Raw genomic sequence first — 24,497 nt, 5'->3', positions numbered from 1 at the left:
GGGATCAGCCGAGGACGTAGGCGCCGGCGGTGATCGCGACCAGTCCGACTCCGATGAGCCCGACGAGGAGGTTCTGCGTGCGCCGCTGGGCGCGCTGCCGGGTCTTCGTGAAGACCAGCCCGATGAGCGCGCCGGCCACCAGACCGCCGACGTGCGCCTGCCACGCCACGTTCATCCCGGGCAGGAAGCCGATGACGAGGTTCAGTCCGACCAGCACCAGCAGCTGCGACGCCTGACCGCCCAGATGCCGGAGGATCACCAGGTACGCGCCCATCAGCCCGAAGATCGCACCGGAGGCGCCGATCACCGGGGTCAGCGGGTTCGCGAGGAGCAGGACGCCCACCGACCCGGCGAAACCGCTCAGGAGGAAGAGGGTGAGGTACCGCCCGCGGCCCAGCATCCGCTCGAGCACCATGCCGAACACCCACAGCGTGTACATGTTCAGCACCAGGTGGAACGGGATGACGATGAAGAGCGACGTGCTGTGGAGGAACACCGAGGTGAGCATCCGCCACGGCTCGAAGCCGGCGCCGAAGCCGGGGAGCGTGTAGGCGGGGGCGTACAGAAGAGCGTTGACCGCCGGCCCGCCGACGAAGGGGAGGATCTCGACGATCCACAGCACGATGCAGAGCGCGATGATCGCGTAGGTCACCGTCGGCTGGTCGGCGCGGGTCATGGCCCGCACGCGGGAGAGGAGGGGACCGCGGGTGCGCGGCGCGGTGGCGCGCTGCTGCGCCATGTCGTCCGGGCAGATCACGCCGACCGGAGCGGGCGTCTGGCACTCGCCGCAGATGGTGCGGCCGCACCGCTGGCAGCGCACGAAGCTCTGCCGGTCGGGGTGTCGGTAGCAGGAGTAGGTGCTGCTCGGCGGGACCTGGGTCACGGACGTGCCTCCGGGGAGAACGAGGGCCGGGCCCTGACGGACCCGGCCCTCGAATGAGTGGTGGATGAGGCGATCAGACCTCGGTGATCTCGACGCTCTCGATCACGACGTCCTCGAGCGGCTTGTCACGGCCGTCGGTGGGGACCGCAGAGAGCGACTGCACGAGCTTCTTCGACTCCTCGTCGGCGACGGCGCCGAAGATGGTGTGCTTGCCCTGGAGCCAGGTCGTCGGCGCCACGGTGATGAAGAACTGCGAGCCGTTGGTGCCGCGGCCCGCCTGCTTGCCGGCGTTCGCCATCGCGAGGATGTAGGGCTGGGTGAAGTCGAGCTCCGAGTTGATCTCGTCGTCGAACTGGTACCCCGGGCCGCCGATGCCCTGACCGAGCGGGTCGCCGCCCTGGAGCATGAAGTCGGGGATGATGCGGTGGAAGACGGTGCCGTTGTAGAGCGGCTCCTTCGTCTTCGCACCCGTGGCGGGGTGGGTCCACTCGATGTCGCCGGTCGCGAGACCGACGAAGTTGCGGACCGTCTTGGGAGCGTGGTTCCCGTAGAGGTTGACGACGATGTCGCCCTTGTTGGTGTGGAACGTCGCGACTGCGGTGTGCAAAGGCATGCTCGGATTCTCGCACAGCGCGTCTGTAGGCCCCTGCAACGCCCGGTGTCAATGCGCTGGGTGCGCGATGCGGACGCCGATCGATGAGTGGCAGTATTGAGGCGTTCGCTGCTCGTAGCCGATGGAGGACCAACATGGGTCTGTCACGTAAGCACAAGAAGGACCTCAAGCGTCTTCGCAAGAACGCCGAGGCGGTCTGGGGCGAGCAGCAGGAGGTGCTGGCGCACGCGGCCTCCGTGCTCGAGAAGAGCCGCCGCCACGCGTCGAAGTACGCCAAGAAGGAGCTCGTCCCCTTCGTCAAGGACACGTACGACTCGCGCGTCAAGCCGGTCTACGACAACGGCGTCTCGGCCGTCGAGGGCACGTACTCCTCGGCCCGCCACGCCTACAAGCACAAGGTCGTCCCGACCTTCGCCGCTGTGGGCGGCACGGCTGCCGCCGCCTTCGAGGCCGCCAAGGACTCGAAGAACCGCGCGAAGCTCGCCGAGATCTCGAAGGCGCGCTGGGAGGAGCTCACCACTCCCCCGAAGAAGAAGAGCAAGGTCGGCACGGTCTTCGCGATCGGCGCCGCGCTGGTCGCCGTCGGCGGCATCGGCTACGCCGTCTGGCAGACGTTCCGCGCCGACGACGAGCTGTGGGTCGCCGAGGACGAGCCGCAGAGCGCCGCGCAGAACGCGGCCTCGACCGCTTCCTGACGTTCTCGTCGCCGGAGCCGGGCCCCTCAGGGGGTCCGGCTCCTTCGCATGCCCGGGTTAGGCTTCTGCGGTGGACATCCGGGTCGCCGCGTACGGCGTGATCATCGACGGCGAGCGGATGCTGCTCGCGCACTGGAGCCAGGGGCCGTGGTCGGCCTGGACGCTTCCGGGCGGCGGGATCGACGAGGGCGAGTCGCCCGCCGACGCCGCGGTCCGCGAGATCTTCGAGGAGACGGGCTACCGTGCCGAGCTCGAGGCCCTCATCGGCGTGGACTCGCACGTGATCCCCGCGCACCGGCGCAGCGATCCCGAGGCCGGCCCCCTGCACGCCATCCGCGTCGTCTACCGCGCCCGCATCGTGGGCGGCGAGCTCACGCACGAGGTGGACGGCTCCACGGACGCCGCCGCCTGGTTCCCCCTGAGCGACGTCGAGGAGCTGGAGCGCGTCGAGCTCGTCGACGCGGCCCTGACCATGAACGAGGCCTGGCTCCTCCGCTGACGGTGCCCGGGAATCCCCGGCCGCGCCCCGGCGTTCCCTTCGTCGTGATCGTCGAGCTCTACACTTCCGCCTTCTGCGGCGCCTGCCATGCCGCGCGCTCGGTGCTGGAGCGGGCCGCGGAGCTCGTCCCCGCCGCCGAGATCCGCGAGCGCGACGTGGCCTTCCACCCCGTCGAGGCCGAGGCCGCCGGTGTCCGCTCGACCCCCACCGTCGTCGTGCGCGATACGGCCGGAGAGGTGGTCTTCCGGGCGGAGGGCGCTCCCTCCCTTCCGCAGGCTCTCGCCGCTCTGGCCCTCGCCCTGCCCACGTAGGGTGGCCGCGGGAGGACCCATGCACCGTCGCGCTGCGCTCGCGAGCACCGTCGTTCTGCTCGGCGCCCTCGCGCTCTCGGGATGCGCCTCCGAGGAGCCGGTGACCACGGCCGCGGTCGGGCTCGGACGGGGCGGCGAGCGCGGCGAGGTCCTCGGCGTCGTCGTCGTGTGCTCGGGATCCGTCGACGGCCTCGACCTCGCCGCCTCCGACTCCGCCCCCCTGACCATCGGCGACGGGCTGCGGAGGGTCACCCGCTGGGTCTCCCCGTCACCGGTCACGCAGCTGGGCGCGACCGACCTCTCCGGATCCACGGTCTGGCCGGCCGACACGGTGATCGAGCGGTTCCCGCTCGGCGTCGACCTCGCGCTGGGCGCCTACGCGACCGACCGCTCCGTGCTCGCCCGCCCGGTCGTCTTCACGGCCGAGCAGTTCGACACGCTCTCCGTCGGCGAGATCATCGTCGGCGACATCCGCGACGGCACGTCCGAGACCCTCTCGGTCCAGCAGTTCCTCGGCCTCGCCTGCGTGGACCGCTGAGCGGGCGGCCGTCCGAGCGGCGGCCTCGATCGCACGACCGCACGGTCGGCGACAGGAGAGGCCGCCGAAGACCTCGACACGGTGACCCCGCGACGGCGGAGGACCCGGAGTGCCGTGGGCCGGGAGACCAGAAGGGCCTGTGAGGGGAGCACCCGCGAGCGGGGAGGAAGTGTGGAGCCTAGGAGATTCGAACTCCTGACATCCTGCTTGCAAAGCAGGCGCTCTACCAACTGAGCTAAGGCCCCGGGCCGGAGACGGGGCGATCCGTCTCCGAGAGTCGAACGGCCCGCCACCGCGAGGTGACGGGCCGTTCGGACCGGGTGGGGGTACCAGGACTTGAACCTGGGACCTCTTCATTATCAGTGAAGCGCTCTAACCGCCTGAGCTATACCCCCGGAATGGCCAGAGGAGACTCTACCCGACATCGAGCAGGAATCCCAATCGGCCGGACCGTGCGCCCTACTGGTTGGTGAAGCCCACCAGGAGGCCGCCGGTGATCTTGACGCTGAGGTTGTACAGCAGCGCCACGATCGCGCCGAGCGCGGTGGTGACGATGGTGTTCAGCACCGCGACGACGATCGCGAAGCCCATGACCTGCGGCAGCGAGATGATCGTGTTGAGGTCGAACGCCTCGGCGCCGGCGATGTCCTGCACGAGGCCGTTGACCTCGTCGAACACGCCCGTCTGGGCCAGGACCGTGTAGACCAGGTAGACGACGACGATCGTGATGATCGCGAGCGTCAGGCCCAGCAGGAACGAGAGCTTCACGGCCGACCAGAAGTCGACGTAGACGAGCTTCAGGCGGACCTGCTTCGCCGCCGGGCTCTTCGCGGACTTCCTGGCGAGCTTCTCGGCGACGGTGCTACTCATCTACGGACCCATCCTCCTCCGACACCGGAGCGGACTCGGCCGGCGCCGCGGCGTCGGGATCCTCGTCCTGGGCGTCGAGATTGCGTTCGGTGTTCTTGGCGAGTGCGATGATGCGGTCGTCCTCAGCGAATCGTGCGAAGACGACTCCCATGGTGTCGCGACCCTTGGCCGGTACCTCGGCCACCGCAGAGCGTACCACCTTGCCGCTGGCGAGCACGACGAGCACCTCGTCGTCCTCTCCGGTGATGATGGCACCCACGAGGTCGCCGCGCTTCTCCTCCAGCTTGGCCACCTTGATGCCCAGCCCGCCGCGTCCCTGGAGGCGGTACTGGTCGACCGCGGTGCGCTTGGCGTAGCCGCCCTCGGTGACCACGAACACGAAGCCCTCGTCGCTGACGACGTTCGCGTCGAGGAGGCGGTCCTCCCCGCGGAACGACATGCCGCGGACTCCGGAGGTGGAGCGGCCCATCGGACGCAGCGCCTCGTCGGACGCGGTGAAGCGGATCGACATGCCCTTGCGGGAGACCAGCAGCACGTCGCTGTCCTCCTCGACCAGGAGCGCCGAGACGAGCTCGTCGCCGTCGCGCAGCTTGATCGCGATGATGCCGCCGGAGCGGTTCGTGTCGTACTCCGAGAGGGCCGTCTTCTTCACGAGGCCGTCGCGCGTGGCGAGCACCAGGTAGCGGGCCGCCTCGTAGTCGCGGATGTCGAGGATCTGCGCGATCTGCTCCCCCGGCTCGAGCGCGAGCAGGTTCGCGATGTGCTGGCCCTTGGCGTCGCGGCCGGCCTCCTGCAGCTCGTAGGTCTTGGCGCGGTACACGCGACCGGTGTTCGTGAAGAACAGCAGCCAGTGGTGCGTGGTGGTGACGAAGAAGTGCTCGACGATGTCGTCGGCCTTCAGCTGCGCGCCGCGCACGCCGCGGCCGCCGCGGTGCTGGGCCCGGTAGGAGTCGCTCCGGGTGCGCTTGAGGTAACCGCCTCGGGTGACGGTGACGACCATCTCCTCCTCGGGGATCAGGTCCTCGACGCTCATGTCGCCGTCGAACCCGAAGAGGATCTCGGTGCGGCGGTCGTCGCCGAAGCGGTCGACGATCTCGTCGAGCTCGTCCGAGATGATCGTGCGCTGGCGCTCCGGGCTCGCGAGGATCGACTTGTAGTCCTCGATCTCGGCCTGGATCCGGTCGTGCTCGTCGATGATCTTCTGGCGCTCGAGGGCCGCGAGGCGGCGCAGCTGCATGTCGAGGATGGCGCGGGACTGCACCTCGTCGATGTCGAGCAGCTCCATCAGGCCGTCGCGCGCCTCCTCCACGGTGGGGGAGCGGCGGATGAGGGCGATGACCTCGTCGAGCGCGTCGAGCGCCTTGAGGTAGCCGCGCAGGATGTGGATCCGCGCCTCCGCCTCGTCGAGGAGGTACTGGGTGCGGCGCACGATGACCTCGACCTGGTGGTCGACCCACGCGCGGATGAAGCCGTCGAGCGAGAGCGTGCGCGGGATGCCGTCGACGATCGCGAGCATGTTCGCGCCGAAGTTCTCCTGCAGCGGCGTGTGTTTGTAGAGGTTGTTCAGCACCACTTTCGCCACGGCGTCGCGCTTGAGGACGACGACGAGGCGCTGGCCGGTGCGACCGGAGGTCTCGTCGCGGATGTCGGCGATGCCCGAGACGCGCCCGTCCTTGACCAGCTCGGCGATCTTGATCGCCAGGTTGTCCGGGTTCACCTGGTACGGCAGCTCGGTGACGACGAGGCAGGTGCGGCCCTGGATCTCCTCGATGGAGACGACGGCGCGCATCGTGATCGAGCCGCGGCCGGTGCGGTACGCGTCCTGGATGCCGCGGACGCCGAGGATCTGCGCACCGGTGGGGAAGTCGGGTCCCTTGATCCGCTGCAGCAGCGCCTCGAGGAGCTCCTCGCGCGTCGCGTCCGGGTTCTCGAGCGCCCACTTCGCGCCGGCGGCGACCTCGCGCAGGTTGTGCGGCGGGATGTTGGTCGCCATGCCGACCGCGATGCCGACGGAGCCGTTGACGAGCAGGTTCGGGAACCGGGCCGGCAGGATCGCCGGCTCGCGCGTGCGGCCGTCGTAGTTGTCCTGGAAGTCGACGGTGTTCTTGTCGATGTCGCGGACCATCTCGAGCGCGAGCGGCGCCATCTTGGTCTCGGTGTACCGGGGGGCGGCGGCGCCGTCGTTGCCGGGGGAGCCGAAGTTGCCCTGCCCGAGCGCGAGCGGGTAGCGGAGGCTCCACGGCTGCACCAGGCGGACCAGCGCGTCGTAGATCGCGGAGTCGCCGTGCGGGTGGAACTGGCCCATCACGTCGCCGACGACGCGCGAGCACTTCGAGAACGCCTTGTCGGGACGGTAGCCGCCGTCGTACATGGCGTAGATCACGCGGCGGTGCACGGGCTTCAGGCCGTCGCGCACCTCCGGCAGGGCTCGCCCGACGATGACGCTCATCGCGTAGTCGAGGTAGGAGCGCTGCATCTCGAGCTGCAGGTCGACCGGCTCGATCTTGTCGTGACCGTGGATCACCACACCGGTCTCGGTGACGATGTCGTCGCTCTCGTCCGGGCCGGTGGGGGTGGTGGGTTCTTCTGCCATGGTCTCTGGTCTCTCAGGTGGGTCCGTGCCCCGGAGGAGCGGGGGCGGCGGTCGCGCTGGGTGTCAGGTGTGTCGTCGGTGGGCGGGCCGGTGAGGGCCTCTGTCGCGTTCTGGTCGAGGGTGCGGCCCATCGAGGGCCGCCGTGACGTGTTCGAGGTGGTCGCGAGGGAGGTCCACTGGACCGCCCGGCCGCCACCTTTCGAGGACGTCCGCTTTCTCGACAGCTAGATGTCGAGGAAGCGCACGTCCTTCGCATTCTTCTGGATGAAGGAGCGGCGGGACTCGACGTCCTCGCCCATGAGGGTGGAGAAGATCTCGTCGGCCGCGGCCGCGTCGTCGAGCGTGACCTGGAGGAGGGTCCGCGTGGCGGGGTCCATCGTGGTCTCCCACAGCTCCTTGTAGTCCATCTCGCCGAGGCCCTTGTAGCGCTGGATGCCGTTCTCCTTGGGCATGCGCTTGTTGGTCGCCGAGCCGTGCGCGATCAGGGCGTCGCGCTCGCGGTCGCTGTAGACGTACTCGTGCGGGGAGTTCGACCACTTGAGGCGGTACAGCGGCGGCTGCGCGAGGTAGACGTAGCCGAGGTCGATCAGCGGGCGCATGTAGCGGAAGAGGAGCGTCAGCAGCAGCGTCGTGATGTGCTGGCCGTCGACGTCGGCGTCGGCCATCAGGATGATCTTGTGGTACCGCGCCTTGTCGGGGTTGAAGTCCTCGCCGATGCCGGCGCCGAACGCCGTGATCATCGCCTGGACCTCGTTGTTGCCGAGAGCGCGGTCGAGCCGGGCCTTCTCGACGTTGAGGATCTTGCCGCGGAGGGGGAGGATCGCCTGCGTCTCGGGATTGCGGCCCTGCACCGCGGATCCTCCCGCCGAGTCGCCCTCGACGATGAAGATCTCGGAGATCGACGGGTCCTTGGACTGGCAGTCCTTGAGCTTGCCCGGCATGCCGCCGCCCTCGAGCAGGCCCTTGCGGCGGGCGGTCTCGCGCGCCTTCCGCGCCGCCATACGGGCGGAGGCCGCCTGGATCGCCTTGCGGATGATGTCCTTCGCCTGGCTCGGGTTGCGGTCGAACCAGTCGGCCAGCTGCTCGCCGGCCACGCGCTGCACGAACGCCTTCGCCTCGGTGTTGCCGAGCTTCGTCTTGGTCTGGCCCTCGAACTGCGGCTCGCCGAGCTTGATCGACACGACGGCGGTGAGGCCCTCGCGGATGTCGTCGCCCGAGAGGTTCTCGTCCTTCTCCTTGAGCAGGTTGTTCGCGCGCGCGTAGCGGTTGACCAGAGTGGTCAGCGCGGCGCGGAAGCCCTCCTCGTGGGTGCCGCCCTCGTGGGTGTTGATGGTGTTCGCGTAGGTGTGGACGCTCTCGGTGTAGGCCGTGGTCCACTGCATCGCGACCTCGAGCGAGATGCGGCGCTCGGTGTCCTCGGACTCGAAGTCGATGATCTCGGAGTGCACGAGGTCCGACTTCTTCAGCGAGTTGATGTACTCGACGTAGTCGACGAGGCCCTTCTCGTAGTGGAAGACGTCGGTCCGGTCGCCCTCGGTCTCGTTCTCGCCCTCCCCCTCGAACTCGACCTCGTTCTGGTCGGTCAGCGCGATGCGCAGGCCCTTGTTGAGGAACGCCATCTGCTGGAAGCGCGCGCGCAGGGTCTCGTAGTCGAACTCGACCGTCTCGAAGATGCCGGCGTTGGGCCAGAAGGTGATCGTCGTGCCGGTCTCGTCGCTGGCCTCGCCCTTCTCGAGCGGGGCGTCCGGCACTCCGTCGGTGAAGCTCATCCGGTACACGGCGCCCTGGCGCTTGACCTCGACGTCGAGGCGCGTCGAGAGCGCGTTGACCACGGAGGAGCCGACGCCGTGCAGGCCGCCGGAGACCGCGTAGCCGCCGCCGCCGAACTTGCCGCCGGCGTGCAGCACGGTGAGGACCAGCTCGACCGTGGAGATGCCCTCGGTCGGGTGCATGTCGACCGGGATGCCGCGGCCGTTGTCGGAGACGGTGACGCCTCCGTCGGCGCGCATCAGGATCTCGATGTTGTCGCAGTAGCCCGCGAGCGCCTCGTCGACGGCGTTGTCGACGATCTCGTAGACCAGGTGGTGCAGACCGCGCGGACCCGTGGATCCGATGTACATGCCGGGGCGCTTGCGGACCGCCTCGAGGCCCTCGAGGACCTGGATCTGGTTCGCGCCGTAGTCACCGGACGACTTGGTCGACATGCTCTCGTGCGGAGCGGAGGGGGCTGCTGAGCCGTTCGCGTCCAGGTCGTTCGCTGCGGGTGACGTGGAGTCGTTCGGCTCGTGAGTCATAGCTGTGGAGTTCTCCTCTGACGGTCCGTCGCGACGCGCACGGTGATCTGGAGATCGCCCGCGCGGCGGCGTCACTGCGGTTCGGCGGCCCTCCATTCTACCGCGTGCCAGGTCGATCCGAAGCGCTGGACGGCGATCTGAGGCGCGAAAGATCGGCGGTCGACCGAAAATGCGTCCTCAGCCGTAGGTGTCGCGCGGACCACGCCCTGGAATCGACCTGGGACCCTTTTTCCAGTTCGGGACGTCCGGGCCCTGGAAACGGATCGACGCGATGCCCGCGTCGGGGAAGTTCACGGCGATGTGGTTCATGATCTCGATCCGCATCAGCCGGAGCTGCGTCGACCACGCCGTGGACTCGCACGCGACCGTCAGCACGCCGTCGACGACGCCCACCGGAGTCGAGTGCTTCGCGGTCTCCTCGCCGGCGATCGCCGTCCACGACGACATCAGGTCGCCCTGCGCCAGCGGCGCCGTCCAGCCGAGCTTCACGGTGAGGGAGTCGAGGACGTCGCCGAGGTCGTGCGGGTCGCGGCCCTTGCCGAACGGGATCGCGTCGCCCTTGGGCTCGGCGCGCTCGACGGTCTTCCGGATGCGGCGCGGGCCGTCGGCGCCGAACACCTCCTTGAGGTGGCGGTAGACGCGGGCGGCTCCGGGGACGCGGGATCTGTGGACGCCGGCGCTGGGGACGCGGGCTCCGAGGAGGAGGCCGCGGCGGAGGAGACGACACGAGGAGAAGGGGAGTCGGACGAGACCGGATCGGGAGAAGAGGAGCGGGAGGACTCGGGACCGGGAGGAGGGGAGTCGGAGGACACCGGATCGGACGAGGCGGAGTCGGGTGCGGTCGGCTCCGGCACGGCGATCGGCGCGGCGGCGGCGCCCGTGCCGACGATCCGGCCGGCCTCGATCCGCACGGTGTGCGCGGCCAGCGCCTCCGGGACGTCGTCGAAGACGGCCGCGGTGATCAGGACCTGCTCGTAGTCGGCGACCACCGAGGCGAGCCGCTCGCGCCGGCGCGCGTCCAGCTCGGCGAAGACGTCGTCGAGCATCAGCACCGGATCGCCCATGGGGGAGTCGCGCCGGAGCAGCTCCGCGGCGCCCAGCTTCAGCGCCAGCGCGAACGACCAGCTCTCGCCGTGGCTGGCGTAGCCCTTGGCCGGCAGCGCGTTCAGCTCGAACTGCACGTCGTCGCGGTGCGGGCCGACGAGGGAGACGCCCCGGTCGAGCTCGCGGCGGCGCACCCCGGCCAGGGCGGACGCGAACGCCTCCGCCAGTCCCTCGCCCGCCGCCGGTGACGCGGCGCCCGGCTGCTCCACGGGCTCGCCGTCGTCGTCGACCGCGCCCTCGATGCTCAGGCGGGAGCGGAGCACCGGACGCTGGTCGGCACCGGCGACCGCCTCGTACGCGGCGCGCACGGGTCCGCTCAGCTCCTCCACCAGGGTGAGGCGCGACTGCATGATCTCGGTCCCGAGCGCGATCAGGCGCTCGTCCCAGATGTCGAGGGTGCCGAGCTTCGACGGGTCGCGGACGCCGCTCGCGCGCGCCGACTTGAGCAGCGAGTTGCGCTGGCGCAGCACCCGCTCGTAGTCGGCCTGGACGGCGCTCATCCGCGGGGAGCGGAGGATCACCAGCTGGTCGAGGAAGCGGCGGCGGGCCGACGGGTCGCCGCGGATGAGGAGGAGGTCCTCCGGGGCGAAGAGGACGCTGGAGAAGAAGCGGGGGAGCTCGCGCGGCTTGATCCCGCCGCGGTTGATCTGCGCGCGGTTGGGGGAGGAGCGGTTGATCTGCACCTCGGCCAGCAGGTCGCGCTCGCCGTTGCGGAGGCGGGCGCGCACCACGGCGCTGTCCCGGCCGGCGCGGATGAGCGCCTGGTCGCTCGACACGCGGTGCGAGCCCAGGGTGGAGAGGTAGCCGAGCGATTCGACGAGGTTCGTCTTGCCCTGGCCGTTGCGGCCGACGAAGAGGTTCGGTCCGGGCACGAGCTCGACGTCGACCGACTCGTAGTTCCGGAAGTCGCTGAGCGCCAGCTGCGTCACCTGCACGTCGCGCTCCTCTCCTCCACCCGTCGTCGCGGGCCTTCCCTGCACCCCTGCGGGCTCCTCGCCCGTCCCGATCGGCCGATCCACCCGCTCCGGCGCCTGCAGTCCGCTCTCCCCCTGCCGGCCTGGCCTGCGCCCCCGGTCTCGACACACCCCTTCGGGCTACTCGACCGGCACGGCGGCGGAACCGTCCGGGACGCGGATCCCGATACGCCCCTCCGGGGCCACTACTCGCTCACCATGATCGGCCGAGCCCCGTCCCCGCCCGTGAAGGCGGCCGCAGGCTCGCCGCCCGACGTCGGTAGCAAGGTGGAGGCGGCCGGAGGCCCGCCGCCCCCGTGAGAGCATCCCTGCCTCACGGGGGCGGCGGGCCGCAGTCCGCCGTCCGTCACCGGCCCTGCGGAACGCGCCCCCCTCCGGAAGCCGACCGCCGTGAGGACTGCCGGAGGCAGTCCTCACCAGCCGACTCAGTCGACGGCCTTGACGGAGTGCCCGCCGAACTGGTTGCGGAGCGCTGCGACGGCCTTCATCGCGGGGGAGTCCTCCTGGCGGGAGACGAAGCGGGCGAAGATCGAGGCGCTGATCGTGGGCACCGGGACGGCGTTGTTGATGGCCTCCTCGATGGTCCAGCGGCCCTCGCCCGAGTCCTGCACGTAGCCCTCGATGTTCTTGAAGTCCGGGTCCTGCTCGAGGGCGCGGACGAGGAGCTCGAGCAGCCAGGAGCGCACGACCGTGCCGCGCTGCCAGGCCTTGAAGGTGCCGGTGACGTCCTTGATGATGTCGCTGCGGGTCTCGAGCAGCTCGTAGCCCTCGGCGAACGCCTGCATCAGGGCGTACTCGATGCCGTTGTGGACCATCTTCGCGTAGTGGCCGGCGCCGACCTCGCCGACGTGGACGAAGCCCTCCTCGCGGGGGCCCTCGGGGCGCAGCGCGTCGAAGACGGGCATGGCGTACTCGACGAGCTCCTTCGGGCCGCCGACCATCAGGCCGTAGCCGTTCTGGAGTCCCCAGACGCCGCCGGAGACGCCCGCGTCGATGTAGTGGATGCCCTTGGGCTTCAGCAGCGCGTCGTGCTTGAAGTCCTCGGTGAAGCGGGAGTTGCCGCCGTCGATGACGAGGTCGCCCTCGCTGAGCTTCTCCGACAGGTCCTTGACGACCGCGTCGGTGATCTCGCCGGCCGGCACCATCACCCAGACGATGCGGGGCGAGGGGAGTGCGGCGATCATCTCGTCGAGAGAGGCCGCGTCCGAGACGTCGGGATTGCGGTCGTAGCCGGTGACCTCGAGCCCCTTGGAGCGGAGGCGGGAGCGCATGTTGTCGCCCATCTTGCCGAGGCCGACGAGTCCGATGTGCATGGTGAACCTTCCTGGATTCGTTGTCCGGCGGGCGGGCGCTCGTCGGGAGCGGGGCGGTCGCGGCTCTGCGATCCGGGGAGTGGTCAGCGCAGCAGCAGGTTGGGCTGGAGCAGGTAGCGGTAGCTGTCGCTGCCGGGCTGCTCCCGCGAGGTCTGCGCGGTGATCAGGACGGGGCCGGGCTTGTTGGGGTTCTCGGTCTTCGTGAACGCGATGCGCACGAACTCCGAGTGGACGGCGGCGAGGCCGTCGAGCAGGAACTGCGGCTTGAGCGAGACGACCACGTCGTCGCCGGTCACGATCGCGTCGATGCTCTCGGACGCCTGCGCCTGCTCGGAGCCGATGGCCTCGAGGGTGAGGCCGTCGCTGCTGAAGCTGAAGCGGAGGGCCGCCTCGCGCTCGAGCACGAGCGAGACGCGGCGGGTGGCCTCGATGAGGTCGCTGGTCGACATGACCGCGTAGTTCTCGACGGAGGCGGGGAAGAGGCGCTTCACGGGCGGGAAGTTGCCCTTGATCAGCAGCGACGTGACGGTCTTGCGGTCCGCGGTGAAGGCGATCAGCTCGCGCTCGTCGCGGTTGGTGATCGCGACGGAGACGGTGCCGGAGTGGCCGAAGGTCTTGCCGACCTCCTGCAGCGTGCGCGCGGGCACGAGGGCGGTGAGCGGCTGGGTGGGCGCGGGGTTGTCCCCGTTGTCCCAGTCGATCTCGCGGACGGCGACGCGGTAGCGGTCCGTCGCGACGAGGCCGATCGTGTTCTCGGTGATCTCGAGCTGCACGCCGGTGATGACGGGGGTCACGTCGTCGCGGGAGGCGGCTACCGCCACCTGCGAGACGGCGGCCGCGAAGGCGTCGGCCGGGACGAGGCCGGTGGAGGCGTCGATCTCGGGGATGCTCGGGTACTCCTCCACGGGCATCTGCAGGAGCGTGAAGTGCGCCGAGCCGGCCGAGACCGAGACGCGCGACTCCTCCGTGGCGATGCGCACGGGAGCGTTGGGGAGGCGGTTCGCGATGTCGGCGAGCAGACGGCCCGAGACGAGCACGGTCCCCGTCTCCTCCACGTCGGCCGCGATCTGCGTCTGCGCGGACACCTCGTAGTCGAAGGAGGACAGCGTCAGACCCTCGGAGGTCGCCTCGATGAGGACTCCGGAGAGGATCGGCAGGGTCGTGCGCTGCGGAAGCAGCTTGACCGCGAAGGACACCGCCTCGCTGAAGACATCGCGGTTGGCTTGGAACCTCACGAGTACACCCCTGACGAGTCGCGGACGAAGACCGTCGCCCATCGTACCCGCCGGGCTCGACGAGCTCGGAAGGGGGTGGACCGCCGAGCACTCCCGAGCCGCTGTGGAGAGGTTGCCGGTCGAGGCTTCATTAAAGAGAGAACTGCGTTAACAGTGTTAACACGTGTGGAAACTGTGGAAAACGCTTCGGACCCCTACTCCTGGGTGGGATCGGAGGGACCCGCCCCTGTGGAGGGAGTGTGAGCGGGCCCGTGGACGCCCTGTGGAGCGATCCGGGCCGACCTGTCGCCCTCCACAGGCGGGCTCTCCCGGCGCACAGTCCCGAGGCGGTTGTCCACAGTTATCCACAGGTTCCTCACACTGTGGAAATCGGCCCTCCGGGGCGCGCGAGGCGGCGTGTCCGAGGCGCGCGCGGAAGGTCCGAGGAGTCCGTCGACGACTTCTCCGGTCACGACGGAGACCGTCGAGGGCAGCTGCCGCCGTCCGAGCGGCCCGGAAGACAGTGCGCGCTCCCTCTCCCCCCGTTGCCCTCCGGGCCAACGCACGGCGGATCGACACCGTCCGATCGCACGCCGGCCGCTCAGCCGCTCACCCGGACCCCTTGAGCACGTGCGGTTCATGCTGGTCGAGTAGCCCCAGCGAGCCGTATCGAGACCCCCGCCAGCGCCTTCGCCTGATCTCGACGCGCGCCGACACCGACGCCCTGCTGCTCGCGCCGCGATCCCCGTCGCTCCCTCCCCTCACACGAGGAGAGGGGAGCGACTACCCGACCACGGCGCACGGACGCCGATGGACCCCGGGGCACGCCACCTGGGACAGGTGGTCCCGGGGACCGTACGACTGCCGGCTAGCGGTTCGTCTTGATGCGGGTGGTCAGCTCGGTGACCTGGTTGTAGATGCTGCGGCGCTCCTTCATGAGCTCCGAGATCTTCTTGTTCGCGTACATGACCGTGGTGTGGTCGCGGTTGCCGAACAGCTGGCCGATCTTGGGCAGCGAGAGGTTCGTCAGCTCGCGGCACAGGTACATGGCGATCTGGCGCGCGGTGGCGACGGCCTGCGAGCGCGACGAGCCGTAGAGGTCGTCGACCGTGAGCTTGAAGTAGTCCGCGGTGTGGTTGATGATGTCGACCGGCGAGATGACGTTGTCCTCGTCGAGCGTGATCAGGTCCTTCAGCACGGTCTGCACGAGCGACATGTCGACCGGCGTCCGGTTCAGGCTCGCGAACGCGGTGACGCGGATGAGCGTCCCCTCGAGCTCGCGGATGTTGCTCGACACCTTCGACGCCATGAACTCGAGGATGTCGTCGGGCACGAGCAGCTTCTCGCTGACCGCCTTCTTGCGGAGGATCGCGATGCGGGTCTCGAGGTCGGGAGCCTGCACATCGGTGATGAGGCCCCACTCGAAGCGCGAGCGCATCCGGTCCTCGAAGCCCGTCAGTGCCTTCGGCGGCAGATCGGACGTGATCACGACCTGCTTGTTGTGGTCGTGCAGCTGGTTGAAGGTGTGGAAGAACGCCTCCTGCGTCTCCGCCTTCCCCTGCAGGAACTGGATGTCGTCGATCAGGAGGATGTCGACGTTGCGGTAGCGGCCGTGGAAGGCGTTGCCCCGGTTGTTCGCGATCGAGTTGATGAAGTCGTTCGTGAACTCCTCGCTCGAGACGTACCGCACGCGGATCCCCGGGTAGAGGCTCATCGCGTAGTGGCCGATGGCGTGGAGGAGGTGCGTCTTGCCGAGCCCGGAGTCGCCGTAGACGAAGAGCGGGTTGTAGGCCTTGGCGGGAGCCTCGGCGACCGCGACGGCCGCGGCGTGCGCGAACCGGTTGGAGCCTCCGATGACGAAGTTGTCGAAGCTGTACTTCGGGTTCAGCCGGGTGTCGGTCGCCGGCACGGTCCGCAGCTCCTCGACCCCGCGGGTCGGCGCGACCGTCGCCGAGGAGGCGGTGATCGGCTCGAACGGGTTCATCGACTCCTGCGACGACGGGGAGCTGAGGGGCTCGTGCTCGATGTCGGGGTTCACCACGAAGGCGAACGTCGTGACGCCGAAGGAGTCGTCGAGCGTCCCGATCGCGCTGAGCAGGGGCACGCGCACGCGCTGCTCGAGCATCCCGCGGGTGAACTCGTTCGGGACCTCCAGGTAGAAGGTGCCCGCCATGATGCCCTTGGGCTCCACGAGCGAGACGAACCCGTAGAGGGGAGCGGTGATCCGCTCGTCCCGGGACAGTGCGCCGAGGATCACGTTCCACGCGTCGACCATCGACGTGTCGTCTGCCATCTGTCTCCGGTCCTGGGTGCTGTCGCTGTGAAGTCGCTGCGGGATCGCCGTCTCCGCCGGACCCGTCGCCGCCCGCTGCAGGGGCGTCGCGGACCGGGCGCGGAGCCGGGTCTCGAGTGCCGCTCTCTCCACAGGGTTGTCCACCGGCCTCGAGCGATGCCTGTGCGGGCGCGGGAGGACGCGGATCCCACCTGTGGATAACTGCGGCTCAACACCGTAACGAACGGAGCCGACGGGAGACAAATCCACCACAGCGACACCCGCGTGTCAATGCGCGGAACCCCGTGTCCCGTGTGCATGATCGAGGTTTCGCGCCGTCCACATTTGACCGGTGACGGAACAGGCCGTAGTTTAAATCAGTTGACGCCTGCCCGGTGTCGTCCGTGCGGCCCTCGCAGGCCGAGCGGATTCCGCAGCCGGGCACCCCTTCTTCCCGGAGGATCCGAGTCTCCGCCCGAGCGGGTGGTGCCGGTTCGCGCCGCGGAACACGTACGTGGAGATCTGATTATGAGCAAGCGAACCTTCCAGCCGAACAACCGTCGTCGCGCCAAGGTGCACGGCTTCCGTCTGCGCATGCGCACCCGTGCCGGCCGCGGCATCCTCAGCGCGCGCCGCGCCAAGGGGCGCACCGAGCTCTCCGCCTAGCAGCGAGCGGTACCGACCAGCGGTGCTGGCCAGAGCCAATCGCATCGTCCACGGAGGCGAGTACCGGACAGTCGTCCGTCGCGGTGTGCGGTCCACAGGACCGCACACCGTCACGTATGTCCGCCGGTCCTCCGCGGGCGATCCGGCGCGGTTCGGGTTCATCGTCGCCAAGACGGTCGGCACCGCGGTGACGCGCAACACCGTCCGCCGCCGGCTCAAGGCCGTGGCGTTCGAGCTCGTCCCCGAGATCGACCCCGGCACCCAGGTCGTCGTCCGCGCGCTGCCCGGCAGCGCCGATGCCCCCTGGTCGGAGCTGCGCTCCGAGGTGTGGTCCGCGATGGCGCGAGCCGCGCGGAAGAGCGGGGCGTCCTCGTGACCGCCGTGCTCCCCCGCCGTGAGGCGCCGCTCGCCCGGCTCGGGTGGGCGATCCTCCTGCTGCCGCGGAACATCGGCGTCCTGCTCCTGATCGTCTACCGGGCGGTCGTGTCCCCTCTCTACGGGGACGTCTGCCGTTACTACCCCTCGTGCTCCGCGTACGCGCTCCAGGCGGTCCAGCTCCACGGGCTCGTCCTCGGCTCCGTCCTCGCGGCCCGCCGTCTGCTCCGCTGCCACCCGTGGGCGGCCGGCGGCATCGACGACGTCCCGACCTCGATCCCCCTGCACCGACCGGCTTCCGGCCGGACCCGCTTCGCCGTGACGCGAGCCGGGTTCGTCGTGGGCCCTCGAAAGGACTGACCCCACTCCATGGACCTCCTCGGCACGATCCTCTGGCCCCTCAAGTGGGTGGTCGAGCTGCTCCTCGTCGCCTTCCACCAGCTGCTGACCTTCACCGGCATGGAGGCGGCCGCGGGAATCACCTGGGTCCTCTCGATCGTCGGCCTGGTCATCGTCATCCGCGCCGCGCTCATCCCGATCTTCGTCAAGCAGATCAAGAGCCAGCGCCGGATGCTCGAGGTCGCACCCCAGCTCAAGAAGATCCAGGACAAGTACAAGGGCAAGCGCGACCAGCTGTCCCGCGAGGCGATGTCCCGCGAGACCATGGAGCTCTACAAGAAGACGGGCACCAACCCGCTCGCCTCCTGCCTGCCTCTGCTGATCCAGATGCCGATCTTCTTCAGCCTGTTCTCGGTGCTGAACGCGGCGCAGCACAGCCAGAAGGGCGTGGGCCCGCTCGACGAGACGCTCGCCCGCCAGTTCGGCGAGGCGAACCTCTTCGGCGTCGCACCGCTGCACCAGTCGATCCAGGGCGCACTCGCCGAGGGCGGCCAGGAGCCGGTCATCATCATCGCGGTGATCATGGTCGTCCTGATGACCGCGTCGCAGTTCATCACGCAGCTGCAGATCGTGTCGAAGAACATGTCGCCCGAGGCGAAGGCCTCGCCGACGTTCAAGCAGCAGCGGATCCTGCTCTACATCCTCCCCCTCGTCTTCGCCTTCTCGGGCTTCGCGTTCCCCCTCGGCGTCATGTTCTACTGGCTGACCTCGAACATCTGGACGATGATCCAGCAGTTCATCGTCATCCGGAACATGCCGACCCCGGGCAGCGAGGCCGCCAAGGCCCGCGAGGAGCGCCTGCGCCGCAAGGGCAAGCTGGTCGAGGAGACCACGGCCGCCGGCGACGTCACCCTCGTCGAGAAGAAGGCCGTGCAGCGCACGCAGCCCGTGAGCAAGAACCGCTCCAAGAAGCAAGCCGGAAAGAAGTAGAGCCGCCATGACCGATCCGATGCAGACCATCACCGACGACGCGTCCGCACCCGCGGACGTGGACGCTTCCGCCGTCGACGAGGCGCCCGAGTCCACGCTCTCGCAGCTCGAGGACGAGGGCGACGTCGCCGCCGACTACATCGAGGAGTTCCTCGACATCTGCGACCTCGACGGCGACATCGACATCGAGGTCCGCAACGGCCGCGCCTACCTCTCGGTCACCGCCTCCGGCGACACGAACCTCCGGGTGCTCTCCCGCCCCGACGCCGTCCAGGCACTGCAGGAGCTGACGCGCCTGGCGGTCCAGACGAAGACCGGCGCGTTCTCCCGCCTCATCCTCGACATCGGCGGCTCCCGCGACGCCCGCGAGGCGGAGCTCGCCCAGCTGGTCGACCGCGCGATCGAGCGGATCGAGGACGGCGCCACGTCGGCCTCGCTCCCGCCCATGTCGTCGTACGAGCGCAAGCTGGTCCACGACATGGTGGGCGAGCGCGGCTTCGTGTCGGAGTCGCGCGGCGAGGCGCGCGAGCGCCACACCGTCATCACCCGCGGCTGAGCGGCGTGGAGTCGACCCTCGAGGCCGAGCCCTCAGCCGCTGCGGCGATCGCCGGCGACCGCCTGCCCCTCCTGCGGCGCTTCACAGAGGCTCTCGCCGACCAGGGTGAGGAGCGCGGCCTGATCGGGCCCCTGGAGCTCCCCCGGCTCTGGACGCGGCACGTCCTCAACAGCGCCCTGGTGGCCCCTCTCCTGCGTCCGGGACTGGTGGGTGATGTCGGCAGTGGCGCGGGCCTTCCCGGGCTCGTCCTGGCCATCGTGCGGCCCGACGTCCGCTTCGTGCTCATCGAGCCGATGGAGCGTCGCGTCGTCTGGCTTCAGGAGCAGGTGGACGGACTCGGACTCGAGAATGTCTCAGTTCTCCGCGCCCGTGCCGAAGAGGTACAGCTCGCGGAGCCTCTCGACCAGGTGACCGCTCGGGCGGTCAGCGCTCTCTCGAAGCTGATCCCGCTGACTGCGCCGTTGCTGCGGCCTGGAGGCGAGCTGGTCCTGCTGAAGGGCATCAACGCCGAGAAGGAGATCGAGGCTGCGACCAAGCAGATCCGTCGCTTCCGACTCTCCCCGCCCAGGGTCGTCGTGCTCGGCGACGGCGTGCTCTCCGAGGTGACGAGGGTCGTCCGGGCTACAGTGGGTTGATCGCCACGACGCCGCAGTGAGCCCCCGACTCCTCGTCCGTCGACTCCTCGGTGCTGCTGTCCGTCCCACTCGCTGAGCGAAGGTTTCACGTGAAACAACCCGATTCCGCCGGTCTGACCGGAGGCTTCGACTCCTCGACTCCCCTGGCCCGGGAGATCGCGGACATGACCCGCCGGCGCGCACTGCTGAACGCCCAGCCGCTGCCCAAGCCCGAGTCCACGCGCGTCATCACGATCTCGAACCAGAAGGGCGGCGTCGGCAAGACGACGACGACCGTCAACCTCGCCGCCGGGCTCGCCCGCGGTGAGGCGAAGGTGCTCGTCATCGACCTCGATCCGCAGGGCAACGCGTCGACGGCCCTGGGCATCGAGCACCGTGCCGAGACGGCCAGCGTGTACGACGTAATCGTCAACGACACTCCCCTCGCGGACGTCGTGCAGAAGAGCCCGGAGTTCGCCTCGCTCTACGGTGTGCCGGCGACCATCCACCTTGCCGGCGCCGAGATCGAGCTGGTCTCGCTCGTCGCACGCGAGCAGCGTCTCCGCCGCGCGCTCGACCGCATGCTCGACACCATGGACGAGCCGTTCGACTACGTCTTCATCGACTGCCCGCCGTCGCTCGGTCTGCTGACCATCAACGCGTTCGTCGCCGCTCGCGAGGTGCTCATCCCGATCCAGTGCGAGTACTACGCGCTCGAGGGGCTCAGCCAGTTGCTCAAGAACATCGACCTGATCGAGCGGCACCTCAACCCGAACCTCGGTGTCTCGACGATCCTCCTGACGATGTACGACGGCCGCACGAACCTCTCCCAGCAGGTGGCAGCGGATGTCCGAGAGCACTTCCCGAAGGAGGTGCTGCGCGCGGTGATCCCGCGCAACGTGAGGATCTCGGAGGCGCCGAGCTATGGACAGAGCGTGATCAGCTACGACCCGCAGTCGTCCGGTTCGCTGGCATATCTGGAGGCGGCCGCGGAGATCGCACGACGCGGAGCCCGGAAGACACCCGAGACGGCACACGAAGGAGAGGCACGCTGATGGCGACCAAGCGCACGGGACTCGGCCGGGGGATCGGCTCGCTCATCCCGACCAGCGACGAGTCGCGCTCCCGGCCCGTCGACGTCTTCTTCCCTGATCAGGTCGGCGATTCGGCCCGTGCCGAGGAGCTCCTCGAGGTCCCCGGAGCGCGCTTGGCGCGACTCCCCCTCGCCGACATCACCCCCAACACGGCGCAGCCGCGGTCGGTGTTCGACGAGGACGACCTCGCGGAACTCGTCCACAGCATCCGCGAGTTCGGAGTGCTGCAGCCGATCGTCGTCCGGCCCGTGACGGCTCGCGGCGGAGCGAAGTACGAGCTCGTCATGGGTGAGCGCCGGTTCCGCGCCTCGAAGGCCGCGGGACTGACCACCATCCCCGCTGTCGTCAAGGACACGGCCGACGAGAACATGCTCCGCGACGCGCTGCTCGAGAATCTGCACCGCGCCGACCTCAACCCGCTCGAGGAGGCGTCCGCCTACCAGCAGCTCCTCAGCGACTTCGGGATCACCCAGGAGGCCCTGGCGACGCGGCTCGGACGTTCGCGGCCGCAGATCTCGAACACGCTCCGTCTCCTGCGGCTCCCGGCCGATGTGCAGGCCCGCGTCGCTGCCGGCGTCCTGACCGCAGGACACGCGCGTGCGGTTCTGTCCCTCGACGACGTCGAGATGATGCGCCGCCTGGCCGACAAGATCGTCAACGAGGACCTGTCCGTCCGTGCCGCCGAGGCTGCCGCCGCGCAGATGAAGGCGCCGCGGACGACCGTGCGTCCCGTGGTGGAGGAGCAGGGCGGGCACTCCGGACACCTCTCGTCGATCGCGGATCACCTCGGCGACCGGTTGAACACGCGCGTCAAGGTCACCCTGGGCGCACGTAAGGGCCAGATGGTCATCGACTTCGCCACCATCCAGGACTTGAACCGCATCCTCGCCGAGATCGGGGAGCCGACCGAGGTGTCGCTCGCTCCGTAGAGGGCCGGCCTAGCGGCCGCCACTGATTCGCCGTGCGGCTGGCGTGCGCGTGCTCGCGCTGTGTTCTTGTCCGCAATCGCCGATGTGGCGGTATCCGCTCCCCTCGTCGGCACCGCGATCGCAGATCAGCACGCTTGGGGCGATCTTCGCGATGCTTTGTGAGCTGAGGATTCTCGGTTGTCGTCCTCTCTCTGATTGATAGGCCCTTCTGACCGGTACAGTCCGATGAAGTGGTTCCAGGTTCTGCGGGGCCCTGCTTGCTCCGGTCCTGGTCGAGAATACGGCTGGTATTGCCGAACGGTGACGATCGCCGGGTATCTGGGGCATTGATCTCTGGATAGAGCAGCGCACGATGCGCCTACATGGCGGTTGAGTAGGCGTGGAGCGCCGGATCTAGGGTTGGCTGAGTTCAGACATCGTCGGTCTCCGTAGTTCTTGTCGCGTTCAGTGGCTCGCTGGCGGCGCTGGACTGGCACTTGGACTGGTCGCACTCGGTGCGGCTCTCCTCTGCCAGGGGCGACGCCCTCATCGCCGATAGTTGGCGGGAGCAATGTTTCACGTGAAACAGCCGTCCATCCGCCGCTGAGATGAGGACTCCCTTGGCCGACCGTGCATCCCATGTCCCTCGGGAGGAGCGCCTCCTGGGCCTCCAGGCATTGGCTGGCGGGCGGGCAAGTAAGACGAAATGCAGTACCCTCCATTTTCGCGGATCGACGCCGATGTGATGAGTGGGTTCGCCGATGTCTTACGGAGGACCCAGTCGGTGGTCGCCCCCAGAGAGCACTGAAAGATTCAATGGAAGGGCCGTTTCACGTGAAACGGTACGCTCTACGGCGGCCTGGCCATTGAAGAGCTACGAACTCGTCGGGTCAATCAGGAGGCCCTCGTCGGCTGGACTCCCTCCACAGGGCGCAACTTTTCCGATTGAAGTTGCTCAACGGCCGCGGAAGCGTTTCACGTGAAACGCCCCTGCCGAGAACCTTGGACGCACGTGCAGATCATCGTGGGACGGACTTCGACCCCAGTGTTCGAAAGAGATCGCTCGCCTGACCAACGAGATCCAGGCACCACCCCCCGAGGCGGAGTTGAGGTCGGAGAACCAAGCGAGAGGGATCCCTTCCGGCCGTGGGTCTCGATACGTCGCGGTGAGGCTACTCGACGAGCATGGCGACGGGTGCTGGCGTCGATCAGCGTCGATAGAACGAGTTGTTTCCCAGAAATAGCGCGGGTGGCGATTGTGGTGAGCCTCGATTCGACGCACTACTGCTCTTCGCCGGTATGTCTGCTCATATGAGGAAGCGATTGACGTGGATATCTTGCCCCAGGCAAGGCCTCACCTGGTACCCACCGAGGGTGTCCGGGTCTCGATACTCAGCAATGCGGTTCCTCGACCAGCATGACGACGAGGACCAGGTGCCGATGGAAGCCATGGGCCAGGTCGATTCCTGGTGGGTTCAGCGCGACGAGGGGGTCTGACCACGCGGATCTACGGATACTCGACCGGCGCGGCGATGGATGTCTGGCGTTGTGGGAGTCGAGGCGCGGCCTCGGGTTCTTCTCTCGAGTCGACACTACTGGTCTGCTGATGAAGACCAAGACACGTTGTTGGGCGGCTACTCGACCCATGTCATAGGAGAAGGGGGCGATCGCAGGTCTCGATATGCCGCGATCCGGCTACTCGTCTGGCATGGTTTCGCGCACTTGTTCACAGCGCTGCAGCCTCGCGACCAGGAGCGGACGCGCAGCGGACCGTTTCACGTGAAACGGTGGAGGTCAGGAGGCGGCGAGCTTCGCGAGGGTGGAGTAGACGTCGCCGAGGTAGCGGCCGGATGCCTCAATGGCCTGGGGAACGAGTGAGGTCTCGGTCATTCCGGGAAGGACGTTCGCGTCGAAGAACCAGGGGAGTCCGGCGTCGTCGATGATGAAGTCGAGCCGCGACAGGTGGCGGAGTCCCAGCAGTTCGTGGATCGCAACGGCCACGCGGGACACCTCCTCCGTGATCTCCGGCGAGATCCGTGCCGGCGTGTAAAAGTGCGTCTCCCCCGCGTTGTAGCGCGCCTCGAATGTGTACTGGCCCGCGACGGGTGCGATCTCGACAGGCGGCAGGGCGAAAGGACCGTCACCGAGGTCGAGAACACCGACGGAGACCTCGGTCCCCTGGATCTGCTGTTCGATGAGCACGACGTCGCCGTAGGTGTACGCCTCGACCATCGCTCGCGGGAGCTGCGATGACTCCGTCACGATGCTGACGCCCTGGGCTGAACCGCCCTGAGCGGGCTTCACCACGAGGGAGCCCGGCAGGTGTGCCTCGACCTGCTCCAGGATCCCGGCGGCTCCGAGCTCGCGGAAGGTCTCGCGGGGGAGGGTGACGGAGCGCGGGGTCGAGAAGCCGGCGCGAGCGACGAGCGTCTTCGCGGTCGGCTTGAACCAGGCCAGGCGCGCCGCGTCCGTCTGCGAGCCGACGTAGGCGAAGCCAGCCGCCTCGAGGAGCCCGAGGAGCGCACCGTCCTCACCGCTCGCCCCGTGCACCGCGGGCCAGACGACGTCCGGACGCTTCTGCAGGAGCGTCGAGAGGAGGCCGGCGTCCGGTTCGTGCAGGGAGACGCGGTGGCCCATCGCGGAGAGACGATCCGCCACGCGACGGCCCGACCGCAAGGAGACGTCGCGCTCGTGGCTGATGCCACCGCTGATGACGACGATGTCGAGTGTACGGTCGAGCACAGAGAAATCGGTCATGACCAGGGCTTTCTTATCGAAGGAG

22 protein-coding genes, 2 tRNA genes and 1 pseudogene are annotated in these 24,497 nt (G+C 68.7%); 12 read left to right on the top strand and 13 right to left on the bottom strand.

From position 1 onward, the window contains the following. Positions 1-4 precede the first annotated feature (4 nt). Positions 5-883 (bottom strand): rhomboid family intramembrane serine protease, encoded by an 879-nt coding sequence (locus C5C57_RS03950; protein WP_104222668.1) that lies wholly within the window; start codon positions 881-883, stop codon positions 5-7. A gap of 73 nt (positions 884-956) precedes the next feature. Beyond that, positions 957-1,496 carry a peptidylprolyl isomerase gene (locus C5C57_RS03945; RefSeq protein WP_104222669.1) on the bottom strand — a complete coding sequence of 180 codons (540 nt, stop codon included), beginning with the start codon at positions 1,494-1,496 and terminating at the stop codon, positions 957-959. A gap of 134 nt (positions 1,497-1,630) precedes the next feature. Here C5C57_RS03945 and C5C57_RS03940 point away from each other — a divergent pair, with 134 nt between their 5' ends. The 4 genes from C5C57_RS03940 to C5C57_RS03925 all read left to right on the top strand — a co-directional run bounded on the left by C5C57_RS03940 (position 1,631) and on the right by C5C57_RS03925 (position 3,539). Continuing rightward, positions 1,631-2,191 carry a hypothetical protein gene (locus C5C57_RS03940; protein WP_104247539.1) on the top strand — a complete coding sequence of 187 codons (561 nt, stop codon included), beginning with the start codon at positions 1,631-1,633 and terminating at the stop codon, positions 2,189-2,191. 70 nt (positions 2,192-2,261) lie between these two features. Beyond that, positions 2,262-2,690 carry an NUDIX hydrolase gene (locus C5C57_RS03935; protein ID WP_104222671.1) on the top strand — a complete coding sequence of 143 codons (429 nt, stop codon included), beginning with the start codon at positions 2,262-2,264 and terminating at the stop codon, positions 2,688-2,690. Positions 2,691-2,692: 2 nt separating this feature from the next. Then, positions 2,693-3,001: a thioredoxin family protein gene (locus C5C57_RS03930; RefSeq protein WP_258063508.1), complete on the top strand. Its 309-nt coding sequence runs from the start codon at positions 2,693-2,695 to the stop codon at positions 2,999-3,001. A 19-nt stretch (positions 3,002-3,020) separates the two neighbouring features. Beyond that, entirely contained in the window at positions 3,021-3,539 is a 519-nt protein-coding gene (locus C5C57_RS03925) for a hypothetical protein (protein ID WP_104222672.1), read from the top strand. Positions 3,540-3,711: 172 nt separating this feature from the next. Here the strand turns inward: C5C57_RS03925 and C5C57_RS03920 are convergent. From C5C57_RS03920 to dnaA, 10 genes and pseudogenes are all read right to left on the bottom strand, one after another. After that, positions 3,712-3,784, bottom strand: a tRNA-Ala gene (locus tag C5C57_RS03920). A 76-nt stretch (positions 3,785-3,860) separates the two neighbouring features. After that, positions 3,861-3,934, bottom strand: a tRNA-Ile gene (locus tag C5C57_RS03915). Positions 3,935-3,998: 64 nt separating this feature from the next. Then, the gene (locus tag C5C57_RS03910; RefSeq protein WP_104222673.1) at positions 3,999-4,409 is read right to left on the bottom strand and encodes a DUF3566 domain-containing protein; all 411 of its coding nucleotides are present in this window, start codon (positions 4,407-4,409) and stop codon (positions 3,999-4,001) included. Continuing rightward, on the bottom strand, positions 4,402-7,002 hold the full coding sequence (gyrA, locus tag C5C57_RS03905; RefSeq protein WP_104222674.1) for a DNA gyrase subunit A: 2,601 nt from the start codon (positions 7,000-7,002) through the stop codon (positions 4,402-4,404). Before gyrA ends, C5C57_RS03910 begins: the two co-directional genes overlap by 8 nt. A gap of 224 nt (positions 7,003-7,226) precedes the next feature. Beyond that, positions 7,227-9,206 carry a DNA topoisomerase (ATP-hydrolyzing) subunit B gene (gene gyrB, locus C5C57_RS03900; protein WP_208543372.1) on the bottom strand — a complete coding sequence of 660 codons (1,980 nt, stop codon included), beginning with the start codon at positions 9,204-9,206 and terminating at the stop codon, positions 7,227-7,229. Between the two features lie 267 nt (positions 9,207-9,473). Next, positions 9,474-9,785, bottom strand: coding sequence for a DUF721 domain-containing protein (locus tag C5C57_RS03895; protein ID WP_258059326.1), 312 nt, complete (start codon positions 9,783-9,785; stop codon positions 9,474-9,476). A gap of 389 nt (positions 9,786-10,174) precedes the next feature. Then, positions 10,175-11,335, bottom strand: a pseudogene (gene recF / locus C5C57_RS03890) (DNA replication/repair protein RecF); the annotation flags it as partial. Positions 11,336-11,799: 464 nt separating this feature from the next. Beyond that, positions 11,800-12,687, bottom strand: a complete 888-nt coding sequence (gnd, locus tag C5C57_RS03885; RefSeq protein WP_104222677.1) for a phosphogluconate dehydrogenase (NAD(+)-dependent, decarboxylating) — start codon at positions 12,685-12,687, stop codon at positions 11,800-11,802. A gap of 83 nt (positions 12,688-12,770) precedes the next feature. Then, complete coding sequence (gene dnaN, locus C5C57_RS03880; RefSeq protein WP_104222678.1) at positions 12,771-13,922, bottom strand: DNA polymerase III subunit beta; 1,152 nt, start codon at positions 13,920-13,922, stop codon at positions 12,771-12,773. A gap of 847 nt (positions 13,923-14,769) precedes the next feature. Next, positions 14,770-16,074 carry a chromosomal replication initiator protein DnaA gene (dnaA, locus tag C5C57_RS03875; RefSeq protein WP_374952921.1) on the bottom strand — a complete coding sequence of 435 codons (1,305 nt, stop codon included), beginning with the start codon at positions 16,072-16,074 and terminating at the stop codon, positions 14,770-14,772. 627 nt (positions 16,075-16,701) lie between these two features. Here dnaA and rpmH point away from each other — a divergent pair. The 8 genes from rpmH to C5C57_RS03835 all read left to right on the top strand — a co-directional run bounded on the left by rpmH (position 16,702) and on the right by C5C57_RS03835 (position 21,736). After that, a complete protein-coding gene (gene rpmH, locus C5C57_RS03870; RefSeq protein WP_055784512.1) occupies positions 16,702-16,839 on the top strand; it encodes a 50S ribosomal protein L34 in 138 nt (45 codons plus the stop codon). 22 nt (positions 16,840-16,861) lie between these two features. Continuing rightward, the gene (gene rnpA, locus C5C57_RS03865) at positions 16,862-17,215 is read left to right on the top strand and encodes a ribonuclease P protein component (protein WP_104222680.1); all 354 of its coding nucleotides are present in this window, start codon (positions 16,862-16,864) and stop codon (positions 17,213-17,215) included. A gap of 5 nt (positions 17,216-17,220) precedes the next feature. Next, on the top strand, positions 17,221-17,574 hold the full coding sequence (gene yidD, locus C5C57_RS03860; RefSeq protein ID WP_244229684.1) for a membrane protein insertion efficiency factor YidD: 354 nt from the start codon (positions 17,221-17,223) through the stop codon (positions 17,572-17,574). A 9-nt stretch (positions 17,575-17,583) separates the two neighbouring features. Further along, positions 17,584-18,543: a membrane protein insertase YidC gene (gene yidC / locus C5C57_RS03855; RefSeq protein WP_104222681.1), complete on the top strand. Its 960-nt coding sequence runs from the start codon at positions 17,584-17,586 to the stop codon at positions 18,541-18,543. Positions 18,544-18,550: 7 nt separating this feature from the next. Beyond that, positions 18,551-19,099: a R3H domain-containing nucleic acid-binding protein gene (locus C5C57_RS03850; RefSeq protein WP_244229531.1), complete on the top strand. Its 549-nt coding sequence runs from the start codon at positions 18,551-18,553 to the stop codon at positions 19,097-19,099. 5 nt (positions 19,100-19,104) lie between these two features. Continuing rightward, a complete protein-coding gene (rsmG, locus tag C5C57_RS03845; protein ID WP_104247020.1) occupies positions 19,105-19,734 on the top strand; it encodes a 16S rRNA (guanine(527)-N(7))-methyltransferase RsmG in 630 nt (209 codons plus the stop codon). Positions 19,735-19,823: 89 nt separating this feature from the next. Next, positions 19,824-20,768, top strand: coding sequence for a ParA family protein (locus C5C57_RS03840; protein WP_374952917.1), 945 nt, complete (start codon positions 19,824-19,826; stop codon positions 20,766-20,768). Then, positions 20,768-21,736, top strand: coding sequence for a ParB/RepB/Spo0J family partition protein (locus tag C5C57_RS03835; protein ID WP_104247022.1), 969 nt, complete (start codon positions 20,768-20,770; stop codon positions 21,734-21,736). Before C5C57_RS03840 ends, C5C57_RS03835 begins: the two co-directional genes overlap by 1 nt. Positions 21,737-23,509: 1,773 nt before the next feature. Here C5C57_RS03835 and C5C57_RS03830 read toward each other — a convergent pair. Next, positions 23,510-24,472, bottom strand: coding sequence for an ATP-grasp domain-containing protein (locus C5C57_RS03830; protein ID WP_104262573.1), 963 nt, complete (start codon positions 24,470-24,472; stop codon positions 23,510-23,512). Positions 24,473-24,497: the final 25 nt, after the last annotated feature.

Origin of the sequence: Rathayibacter sp. AY1C5, from assembly GCF_002931705.1 — a bacterium.
Taxonomy (GTDB): Bacteria; Actinomycetota; Actinomycetes; order Actinomycetales; family Microbacteriaceae; genus Rathayibacter.
This window is presented reverse-complemented; position numbering and strand designations above follow the sequence as displayed.